This window comes from Phaeobacter sp. SYSU ZJ3003, assembly GCF_041300735.1.
Lineage (GTDB): Bacteria > Pseudomonadota > Alphaproteobacteria > Rhodobacterales > Rhodobacteraceae > Phycobacter > Phycobacter gallaeciensis_A.
In genome coordinates this window covers 104,714-114,314 of the sequence record NZ_PXNU01000015.1, presented here as the reverse complement: position 1 = coordinate 114,314, position 9,601 = coordinate 104,714, and the positions used below count along the sequence as shown (strand labels likewise).

General features: G+C 61.2%; 11 protein-coding genes. 8 read left to right on the top strand and 3 right to left on the bottom strand.

All coding sequences use genetic code 11. The annotated features are described in order from the left end of the window. Positions 1 to 96 precede the first annotated feature (96 nt). The gene (locus tag C6W91_RS07255; protein ID WP_274834629.1) at positions 97 to 990 is read left to right on the top strand and encodes an SDR family oxidoreductase; all 894 of its coding nucleotides are present in this window, start codon (positions 97 to 99) and stop codon (positions 988 to 990) included. Between the two features lie 168 nt (positions 991 to 1,158). On the opposite strand, the gene C6W91_RS07250 is transcribed toward C6W91_RS07255, so the two are convergent. Further along, positions 1,159 to 1,335 carry a hypothetical protein gene (locus C6W91_RS07250; protein WP_370570636.1) on the bottom strand — a complete coding sequence of 59 codons (177 nt, stop codon included), beginning with the start codon at positions 1,333 to 1,335 and terminating at the stop codon, positions 1,159 to 1,161. A 99-nt stretch (positions 1,336 to 1,434) separates the two neighbouring features. Continuing rightward, positions 1,435 to 2,829 carry an argininosuccinate lyase gene (gene argH, locus C6W91_RS07245; RefSeq protein ID WP_370570635.1) on the bottom strand — a complete coding sequence of 465 codons (1,395 nt, stop codon included), beginning with the start codon at positions 2,827 to 2,829 and terminating at the stop codon, positions 1,435 to 1,437. 20 nt (positions 2,830 to 2,849) lie between these two features. Here argH and C6W91_RS07240 point away from each other — a divergent pair, with 20 nt between their 5' ends. From C6W91_RS07240 to phbB, 6 genes are all read left to right on the top strand, one after another. After that, entirely contained in the window at positions 2,850 to 3,413 is a 564-nt protein-coding gene (locus tag C6W91_RS07240; RefSeq protein WP_197492318.1) for a TlpA disulfide reductase family protein, read from the top strand. A 109-nt stretch (positions 3,414 to 3,522) separates the two neighbouring features. Then, a complete protein-coding gene (locus C6W91_RS07235) occupies positions 3,523 to 3,909 on the top strand; it encodes a hypothetical protein (protein ID WP_065272492.1) in 387 nt (128 codons plus the stop codon). Positions 3,910 to 3,922: 13 nt separating this feature from the next. Further along, on the top strand, positions 3,923 to 4,870 hold the full coding sequence (locus tag C6W91_RS07230) for a sterol desaturase family protein (RefSeq protein WP_370570634.1): 948 nt from the start codon (positions 3,923 to 3,925) through the stop codon (positions 4,868 to 4,870). Positions 4,871 to 5,011: 141 nt separating this feature from the next. After that, positions 5,012 to 5,851 (top strand): EAL domain-containing protein, encoded by an 840-nt coding sequence (locus tag C6W91_RS07225; RefSeq protein WP_065272490.1) that lies wholly within the window; start codon positions 5,012 to 5,014, stop codon positions 5,849 to 5,851. Between the two features lie 290 nt (positions 5,852 to 6,141). Beyond that, a complete protein-coding gene (locus C6W91_RS07220) occupies positions 6,142 to 7,317 on the top strand; it encodes an acetyl-CoA C-acetyltransferase (RefSeq protein ID WP_370570633.1) in 1,176 nt (391 codons plus the stop codon). A gap of 190 nt (positions 7,318 to 7,507) precedes the next feature. After that, positions 7,508 to 8,230, top strand: a complete 723-nt coding sequence (gene phbB, locus C6W91_RS07215) for an acetoacetyl-CoA reductase (RefSeq protein ID WP_274827588.1) — start codon at positions 7,508 to 7,510, stop codon at positions 8,228 to 8,230. 79 nt (positions 8,231 to 8,309) lie between these two features. Here phbB and C6W91_RS07210 read toward each other — a convergent pair whose 3' ends face one another. Further along, on the bottom strand, positions 8,310 to 8,456 hold the full coding sequence (locus C6W91_RS07210; protein WP_156767922.1) for a hypothetical protein: 147 nt from the start codon (positions 8,454 to 8,456) through the stop codon (positions 8,310 to 8,312). A gap of 115 nt (positions 8,457 to 8,571) precedes the next feature. Between C6W91_RS07210 and C6W91_RS07205 the strand changes: the two genes are divergently transcribed. Further along, positions 8,572 to 9,519, top strand: coding sequence for a transcriptional regulator GcvA (locus C6W91_RS07205; protein ID WP_370570632.1), 948 nt, complete (start codon positions 8,572 to 8,574; stop codon positions 9,517 to 9,519). Positions 9,520 to 9,601: the final 82 nt, after the last annotated feature.

Here is a 9,601-nt window from a genome sequence, read left to right as displayed (position 1 = left end):
GACCTGTCCCGGCATATAAATGACTTGCGGGTCAGTCATGCGGCCCCTAGATAGCGCGCTATATCTGACCAATTGGTCAAAAATGGATTAGTGTCAATGAGTGAAAATCAGAAGATTGCATTTGTCGCCGGTGCAACTGGCCATCTGGGGCGCCATCTGGTGGCGCAACTGTCGGCCCGGGGCTACTCCGTGCGGGCACTGGTCCGGTCCGGCTCGGATACGTCCGGGTTTCCCCGAGGTGTTGAAATCGTCACCGCAGAGGCCACCGACCCGGCCAGCCTCAGCGGACTTATGGATGGGGTGGAACTCGTTGTCTCGGCCTTGGGGCTGACCCGGCAGACCGACCGTGTGACCTATCTGGATGTGGATTATCAGGCCAACCTCAACCTGCTGAAAGAGGCGGTGAACGCCGGGGTCGGTCAGTTTGCCTATGTGCATGTGCTGACCCGGGGCACCCCCACCTCTGATCTGGTGGCGGCCAAATCGCGGTTCGTCGGCGTGCTGCAAACCGCCCCGCTGCAGGCGTGCGTCATCCGCCCCAACGGGTTCTTTGCCGATATGGAAGAGATCCTGTCGATGGCGAAAAAGGGCCGGGTCTGGCTGATCGGTGACGGATCGGTGCGGATCAACCCGATTCATGCCCGCGATCTGTCCTGTGCCATTCTTGATGCCATCGAAGCCGGGGAGGCGGATGTGGAGATCGGCGGCCCCGAGGTACTGAGCCTCGATCAGATCGCAGAACTGGCCTTTGACGCCCTCGGTAAACCCGCCCGGATTACCCACCTGCCACTGTGGCTGGGCCATGCGGCCCTATCAGTGATGAAACGTTGCACCCCGCGTCATGTCTGGGGGCCGTTCGAGTTTTTCCTGACCTCCTGCCAGCAGGACGCCATCGGACCGCAATATGGCAGCCGGTCGCTGGGCGATCACTATGCTGGGATTTGTTCAAATCGTGCCGGGACAAAGGTTTCGGCGTTCAGTTCCCGATAGAAACGCCAACCCGGGCGTACCCCGAAACTGTCACACCCGACCCGGGTGTCTGAGACGCAGAGCTACCGCTTGCGGTACCCGCAGTGCGTTCAGAGGCCGACGGCTCACATCCCGCCAAAGCGATCACGACCGGCAGCCAGAGGACGGCGCAGGCCGAGCGCGAAGGCATCAGAAGCCCAGAAGAAGGCTGAACGGTCCCTGCTGCACACCCACACTGCCCCCGGCATGGACACCGCTGGTAGAGACCCCGACCCCGGCATTGAGCGTGGGGCGCACCGGCTCTCCATCCACGCCACAGGCCGTGAGTGTTGTGGCTGCAACGAAAAGAACGACAAGAACGCGCATCGGAGAGAAGCCCTCGGCTCGGGTGGGTGTTCATTCAATATGGGCGGGGCGCTGGCCAATCACAAGCGCCCCCGCCACAGGATCTCGGCGAATGGCTGCTTAGCCCGCAAGGATGTCTTTCCAGCGTTTCACCTGCGCGCGCACCTGCGCGGGCGCTGTGCCGCCATAGGACATGCGCGAGTTGACCGAGTTTTCGACTCCCAGAACGGTGAAGATATCCTCGGTGATGCCTTCGTGCACGCCCTGCATGTCCTCAAGGCTGAGGTCAGGCAGATCGCAGCCACGGCCCTCGGCCATTGCGACCAAGGCGCCGGTGACATGGTGGGCATCGCGGAAGGGCACCTTCAGCACCCGCACCATCCAGTCGGCCAGATCGGTGGCGGTGGAGAAACCCGAACCTGCGGCGGCAGCCAGCGACTCGCGGTTGCCAGTCATATCCTTGACCATGCCTTCCATCGCAGCCAGCGCCAGCATCCAGTTGTCGGCTGCATCAAAGACCTGTTCCTTGTCTTCCTGCATATCCTTGGAATAGGCGAGCGGCAGGCCCTTCATCACCATCATCAGCGCGGTATTGGCGCCAAAGATCCGGCCCACTTTGGCACGGATCAGCTCGGCCGCATCCGGGTTCTTCTTCTGCGGCATGATCGAGGAGCCGGTGGAGAAGCGATCACTGAGGGTCACGAAACGGAACTGGGCCGAGGACCAGATCACCAGCTCTTCGGCAAAACGGCTGAGGTGCACGGCGCAGATCGACGCGGTGCTCAGGAACTCCAGCGCAAAGTCACGATCCGACACCGCGTCGAGCGAGTTGGCTGCAGGACGGTCAAAGCCCAGCGCCGATGCGGTCATCTCACGGTCGATGGGGAAGGAGGTACCCGCCAGCGCCGCCGCACCCAGGGGCGATTCGTTCATCCGGGCGCGGGCATCACGTACGCGGGACAGATCGCGGCCGAACATTTCCACATAGGCCATCATGTGATGGCCCCAGGTCACCGGCTGCGCGGTCTGCAGGTGGGTAAAGCCGGGCATCACCCAGTCGGCGCCTGCCTCGGCCTGATCGACCAGCGCCTTGATCAGCGCCAGCAGGCCCTTTTCAGCAGCGTCGAGCTGATCGCGCACCCAGAGTTTGAAATCGGTCGCCACCTGATCGTTGCGCGACCGGCCGGTGTGCAGACGCCCGGCGGGCTCTCCGATCACCTCTTTCAGGCGCGCTTCGACGTTCATATGGATGTCTTCCAGCGCGGTGGAGAACTGGAAGCTGCCGCTTTCGATCTCTGACAAGACCGTGAGTAGCCCTTCCCGAATGGCCTCGGCGTCGTTATCCGTAATGACGCCTGTCGCGGCCAGCATGGCGGCGTGGGCTCTTGAGCCTGCGATGTCCTGGGCTGCCATACGCTTGTCAAACCCGATCGAGGCATTAATTGCCTCCATGATCGCGTCAGGGCCAGCGGCAAAGCGGCCGCCCCACATCTGGTTTGAGGATTGATCTGTCATGGCTGAACCCCGGAGATAACATGCGTCTGTTTCGTCACCTCACCCTTTATATGGCCCTCGCCTTGGGTGCAAATGCCGCCTTCGCCGCAGATGTCGCGACGCTGGAGGCCCTGCGCGCCGACAGTCTGAAACGGCTGGTCGTCCATTCCGAGCCGCGCCCCGTCTCTGACGCGGAGTTCTTTCTGGAAAACGATGGCGGCACCGCCACGCTGACCGATTATCAGGGCAAGATCGTTCTGCTGAACTTCTGGGCGACCTGGTGTGCCCCCTGCCGCAAGGAAATGCCGCAAATCGCCGAGTTGCAGGAAGAGTTCGGCGGCGAGGACTTCGAGGTTCTGACCATCGCCACCGGGCGCAATTCCCCTGCTGGTATCGTCAAGTTCTTCGAGGAAAACGGTATCACCGGCCTGCCCCGCCACACCGATCCGAAACAGGCGCTGGCTCGCAACATGGCAGTGATCGGCCTGCCCATTACCGTTCTGATCAACCGCGAAGGCGAAGAGGTTGCCCGCCTTCTGGGCGATGCGGAATGGAACAGCGACAGCGCCAAGGCGATCATCAAAGAGATGATTGCAACGCATTGATCTGCGCATACTGCAACGGGTCCGGCCGCGCCCCGATCACGGCTTGACCTCACGCGACCTTTGACAGGCTCCTTCCCGTTCCGCCAATGTAGGGATCAGGGAGGAGCATATGCCACTAGAGATCCTGCTGATCATGGTTATCGGCGGCGTCAGCGCGGTCGCCGCGATCCTACACCTGTCGGGCCGCTCGGCGCAGACGGTGCTGTCGGTCGAAGATGCCCGCGCCGAGTGGCATCGCCATTTCCCCGATGATGTGATCCACCAGGTGCTGATCGCCGAAAACGGCCACGCCGCGCTGGTTCAGACCGAAGGCGGAACCGGCCTTCTCTGGGCCTTTGGCGCCGACACCGTGGCGCGCCATCTTATTGATTTTGATGTCTTTGAAACCGGAACCGGCCTCAGGCTGGAGTTCCACGATTTTGGCACGCCGGGCGTTTCGCTCTCCCTTGCGCCGCATGAACGCGCAGACTGGCAACAGATGATGATCCCGTCCTGAAGGAACCCCGCCGATGAGCGATCCAATCTCTTACCCCGATGTGACCCAATACGCGGTGCCGTTCTTCATCGCGGCGATCCTGGCCGAGTTCCTGTGGATCGCGATCAAAGGCCGCGGCGGGCGGTATGAAACCCGCGATGCGCTGACCTCGCTGATCATGGGGGCGGGCAGCGTCGCGGCAGGGATCCTGCTGGGTTTCATCGCCTGGGCGTTCTTCATGGTTCTGTGGCGGCTCACGCCGCTTGATATGGGGACGTCGATCTGGGCGGTTCTGGTCTGTTTCGTGCTGGATGATCTGCGGTACTACTGGGTGCACCGGTTCGGCCACCGGGTGCGCTGGGTATGGGCCAGCCATGTGAACCATCACTCCAGCCAGCATTACAACCTGACCACCGCGCTGCGGCAGACCTGGACCGGCACCTTTACCTTCATGATGGTTGTCCGCGCGCCGCTGGTGCTGCTGGGATTCCACCCGGCGCTGGTGCTGTTCGTCGGTGGCCTCAACCTGATCTACCAGTTCTGGATCCACACCGAAGCGATTGGCAAGATGCCCCGCTGGTTCGAGGCGGTGATGAACACCCCTAGCCACCACCGCGCCCACTATGGCCGCAACCCGCGCTATCTGGACTGTAATTATGCCGGCGTCTTCATCATCTGGGACCGGATGTTCGGCACCTTTGTTCCCGAGCAGGAGAACGACCGCGTCGATTACGGCCTTGTCCACAACATCGGCACCTTCAATCCGCTACGGGTCGCCTTTCACGAATGGGTGGGGATTTTCCGTGACATGACCCAGCCCGGCCTGACCCTGAAACAACGGCTGCTTTATGCGCTGGCGCCGCCCGGCTACAGCCACGATGGTAGCCGCGACACCAGCGAAACCATCAAGGCCAAACACCTGGCCCGCAACCCGGGTGACCGCGGCACGCCGGGATTTGAACAACCAGCCGACCCGACCTGACAGACCGGGCCGCGACATCAGATGCGACTTTTCCTAAAGTTTTAACTTTAATCCATGGTTCACCGTTTTGTCCGAGAGTGCAAAGCAACGCATAGTTTCCATGCACATGATCAGGCACAGGTATAGCCAGGGGGCAAAACAGTGAAACACAGTCGCTGGAAAAAAGCGGACCTGCCAGAAGGCTCAGAAAACCCACTGAACGCAGCGGTAGTATCCCGCGACAGGTCCACATTGGATATGGTTGCCGAGGCGGTGAAGCATGACCAGACGATGCTGGCCTTCCAGCCGGTCATGCAGGCCATGCCCCCGCATCAGACCGCCTTTTATGAGGGTTACATCCGGGTTCTGGACGCCACCGGCCGGGTGATTCCTGCCCGTGACTTCATGCATGTGGTCGAGGAAAAGGAAATCGGCCGCGCACTGGACTGTCTGGCGCTGCAGCACGGGCTGCGGGCGCTGATGAAATCGCCCCAGATCCGCCTGTCCGTGAACATGTCGGCGCGCTCCATCGGCTACGGCCGCTGGATGGACGTGCTGAACCGCTTCCTGAAGAAAGACTCCACCATTGGCGAACGTCTGGTTCTGGAAATCACCGAAGCCTCGGCCATGGCCGCGCCAGAGCTGGTCATCGACTTCATGGAGCGGCTGCAGAAACACGGCATCGCCTTTGCGCTGGATAACTTCGGGGCCGGTACCACGGCCATCGCTCACTTTCGCGAATTCTTCTTTGACGCGGTCAAGATCGACGGTCAGTTCATCCGCGGCATCAGCGGCAATCCGGACAATCAGGCCGTGACCTGCGCCCTGGTCGGCATTGCCAAGCAGTTCGACATGCTGGTGGTTGCCGAGTCGGTGGAATCCGAAGCCGATGCGCAATACCTTGTTTCCATCGGCGTCGACTGCATGCAGGGCTTCCTGTTCGGCGCCCCGACGGTCAGCCCGCCCTGGCTGGAGGAACTGAAGGAACGCAGCCGCGCCTGATCCGCTGCACTGCAGCGTTCGGGAATAGCCTCCTTGTTTCAGGGTCTTCTGTGCATCTGACCGCATGACCCCCAAAAAAGAGCCACCGTCACCGGTGGTTTTTTGCGCTTATGTCGGTTGACTTCCCGTCAGCCGCTGGGACACCCTGTCGATTGCTGCAGGTGCAGCAATACGCTATGCCTGCCCCGGAGTACGGGAGGACGTGTTTGCCATCGCGGGGTTTTGATTTCACCACCGACCGCGCGGGTGCAACATCTCCGGAGTTAATTGATGGCAGAGGACCCATATCAATGACCAATGTTGTAATCGCATCCGCCGCACGGACCGCTGTCGGCAGTTTCGGCGGCTCGTTCGCCAATACGCCCGCCCATGATCTGGGTGCCGCTGTTCTGGAGGCCGTTGTTGCCCGCGCAGGCGTCGACAAAAGCGAGATCTCTGAAACCATTCTCGGTCAGGTTCTGACCGCCGCTCAGGGCCAGAACCCGGCCCGTCAGGCCCATATCAATGCCGGCCTGCCCATCGAAAGCGCCGCCTGGGGCATCAATCAGGTCTGCGGATCCGGTCTGCGCGCCGTCGCACTGGGCGCACAGCACATTCAGCTGGGCGATGCTTCCATCGTCTGCGCCGGTGGTCAGGAAAGCATGACCCTGTCGCCCCACGCCGCCCATCTGCGCGCCGGTCACAAGATGGGTGACATGAAGTATATCGACACCATGATCCGCGACGGTCTGTGGGACGCCTTCAACGGCTACCACATGGGCCAGACCGCCGAAAACGTCGCCGAAAAATGGCAGATCTCCCGCGATCAGCAGGATGAATTCGCCGTCAGCAGCCAGAACAAGGCCGAAGCCGCCCAGAAGGCGGGCAAGTTCGTTGATGAAATCACCCCCTTCACCGTGAAAACCCGCAAGGGCGACATCGTGGTGGACAGCGACGAATACATCCGTCACGGCGCCACCATCGAAGCCATGCAGAAACTGCGCCCCGCCTTCACCAAGGACGGATCGGTCACCGCAGCCAACGCCTCCGGCCTGAACGACGGTGCTGCGGCCACCCTGCTGATGAGCGCCGATGAAGCAGAGAAACGCGGTATCGAGCCGCTGGCCCGCATCGCCTCTTATGCCACCGCTGGCGTCGATCCCTCGATCATGGGCGTCGGCCCGATCCACGCCTCCCGCAAGGCGCTGGAGAAGGCAGGCTGGAGCGCCTCGGATCTGGATCTGGTTGAGGCCAACGAAGCCTTTGCCGCGCAGGCCTGCGCCGTGAACAAGGAAATGGGCTGGGATCCCAGCATCGTCAACGTCAACGGTGGCGCCATCGCCATCGGCCACCCCATCGGCGCCTCGGGCTGCCGGGTTCTGAACACGCTGCTGTTTGAAATGAAGCGGCGCGGTGCCAAGAAAGGCCTCGCCACGCTTTGCATCGGTGGCGGTATGGGCGTCGCCATGTGCGTGGAGCGCCCGTAACGTGGCCTCGTAACCAGACATATCTAAGGGCGCCATCTTGGCGCCCTTTTCTTTTAGGCTTCAAAGGTTTGTCAGGGGTGCGACAATTTATGCGGCGGCGCAGCAAAATCCGTTGCGCAATATTGTTGCTCAAACTAACCTCTGCATGTAGCAAGATTACCAAGTAAATGAATCACTGGAGGACAACTCAATGGCACGAACTGCACTCGTCACAGGCGGCTCCCGCGGCATCGGCGCAGCAATTTCCAAGGCTCTGAAGGCCGAAGGCTATGACGTCGCAGCCACCTATGCCGGCAATGACGAAGCCGCGGCCAAATTCACCGAGGAAACCGGCATCAAGACCTACAAGTGGAACGTGGGCGACTACGAGGAAAGCAAGGCCGGTATCGAAAAGGTCGAAGCCGATCTGGGTCCCATTGACGTCGTGGTGGCAAATGCTGGGATCACCCGCGATGCCCCCTTCCACAAGATGACGCCCGAGCAGTGGCATCAGGTGATCGACACCAACCTGACCGGCGTCTTCAACACCATTCACCCGATCTGGCCCGGCATGCGCGAGCGCAAGTTCGGCCGTATCATCGTGATCTCCTCGATCAACGGTCAGAAAGGTCAGTTCGCTCAGGTAAACTATGCTGCCACCAAGGCAGGCGATCTGGGCATCGTCAAATCCCTGGCGCAGGAAGGCGCCCGCGCAGGCATCACCGCCAACGCGATCTGCCCCGGCTATATCGCCACCGAAATGGTGATGGCCGTGCCGGAAAAGGTGCGTGATTCGATCATCGCACAGATCCCGACCGGCCGCCTGGGCGAGCCCGAGGAAATCGCCCGCTGCGTGACCTTCCTGGCCTCTGACGACGCAGGCTTCATCAACGGGTCGACCATTTCCGCCAACGGCGGTCAGTTCTTCGTCTGATCCGAGTGCGCAATGGTAAAAACAACAAGGGCCGGTCCTGATGGACCGGCCCTTTTTCAATCCCGTAAGGACATGTGCACTATGCCCAGCGGGAAACCCTTGTACTGACCAGCGAAGGCTTGCCACGGCGGAACAGGCGCGCCCAGAAGGATTTCAACACCTGGCCGCGTTCTTCATGTGCACGCTGCATGGCCAGTTTGATATCGGCATTGACTGTATATTCCATCTCGCAAACCTCCGTTTCGGATCAGCATCATTAACCTGACACCAATATGATTGCGGGTGAAAAAACTTACAAACGAGACTTTTCAGTCATTCAGTTAAGTATTACTTATGTGATCATGCCAGAACGCCTGCCCCCCCTGACCGCCCTGCGCGCTTTTGATGCCGCCGCCCGCCACATGTCCTTTGCCAAGGCGGCAGAGGAGCTTAACGTGACCCCAGCGGCGCTGTCCTTTCAGATCAAATCGCTTGAGGAGCACCTCGGCGCGCCGCTGTTCCGTCGGCTCAACCGTGCGGTGGAGCTGACCGAGGCCGGACGCACGCTGGCCCCAGGCGCCGCCGAGGGTTTCGAGGTTCTGGGCGATGCCTGGCGCGCCACCCGGCGGCTGCAGGACAACAGCACACTGACGGTGACCGCTGGCCCAGGCTTTACCGCGAAATGGCTGGCGCCGCGTCTTTATGAATTCGCCCGCGCCCATCCCGAAATCGACCTGCGCTTTTCCGCGACACTCAGACAGATGGATTTCCAGCGCGACGAAGTAGATGTGGCAATCCGGTTTGGCGTCGGCCCGGACGAGGGCCTTTGGTCCCTGCCCCTGCGCAAGGAATGGATGACACCGGTGATGACGCCGGAACTGGCAGAGAAATACAAAACCCCCGAAAGCCTGACCGAGGCGCCGCTTCTGTTCGACGAATCCCTGAACTTCCTGCAGCCGCCCTGCGACTGGCCAGCATGGTTCGCCGCTGTCGGAATCGATTTTGCCCCCACGCATGGCGCGCATTTCTCGCAAGCCGACCATGCGGTGGATGCCGCCCTGACCGGGGCGGGCGTCGTGCTCGGCCGCCGCGCCATGGTGGTGACCGATCTGCACGCCGGGCGTCTGGTGGCCCCTTTCGCGACTGCGATTGAAACCGAAGGACGGTTTCGCTTTGTCTGCGCCAAGGGCACCGAGGATCGCCCCCAGATCAAGGCGTTCCGCGACTGGTTCATGGGTGAGATCGACAAGACATCCTATGTGTCTGAGCGGTTCGATATCATCCCGGTCACCGATATCGCCCAGCCCTGAATGCAACATTCCTGACCACTCGCACGCGGTTCGCCCGGACAGCCCCTTTCAAAAGCAAAAGGGCCACCAGATCTGGCAGCCC

Coding starts and splice junctions, on each gene's coding strand:
- C6W91_RS07255 (WP_274834629.1), top strand. CDS start 97: ATGAGTGAAAATCAGAAGATTGCATTTGTCGCCGGTGCAACTGGCCAT.
- C6W91_RS07250 (WP_370570636.1), bottom strand. CDS start 1,335: ATGCGCGTTCTTGTCGTTCTTTTCGTTGCAGCCACAACACTCACGGCC.
- argH (WP_370570635.1), bottom strand. CDS start 2,829: ATGACAGATCAATCCTCAAACCAGATGTGGGGCGGCCGCTTTGCCGCT.
- C6W91_RS07240 (WP_197492318.1), top strand. CDS start 2,850: ATGCGTCTGTTTCGTCACCTCACCCTTTATATGGCCCTCGCCTTGGGT.
- C6W91_RS07235 (WP_065272492.1), top strand. CDS start 3,523: ATGCCACTAGAGATCCTGCTGATCATGGTTATCGGCGGCGTCAGCGCG.
- C6W91_RS07230 (WP_370570634.1), top strand. CDS start 3,923: ATGAGCGATCCAATCTCTTACCCCGATGTGACCCAATACGCGGTGCCG.
- C6W91_RS07220 (WP_370570633.1), top strand. CDS start 6,142: ATGACCAATGTTGTAATCGCATCCGCCGCACGGACCGCTGTCGGCAGT.
- phbB (WP_274827588.1), top strand. CDS start 7,508: ATGGCACGAACTGCACTCGTCACAGGCGGCTCCCGCGGCATCGGCGCA.
- C6W91_RS07210 (WP_156767922.1), bottom strand. CDS start 8,456: ATGGAATATACAGTCAATGCCGATATCAAACTGGCCATGCAGCGTGCA.
- C6W91_RS07205 (WP_370570632.1), top strand. CDS start 8,572: ATGCCAGAACGCCTGCCCCCCCTGACCGCCCTGCGCGCTTTTGATGCC.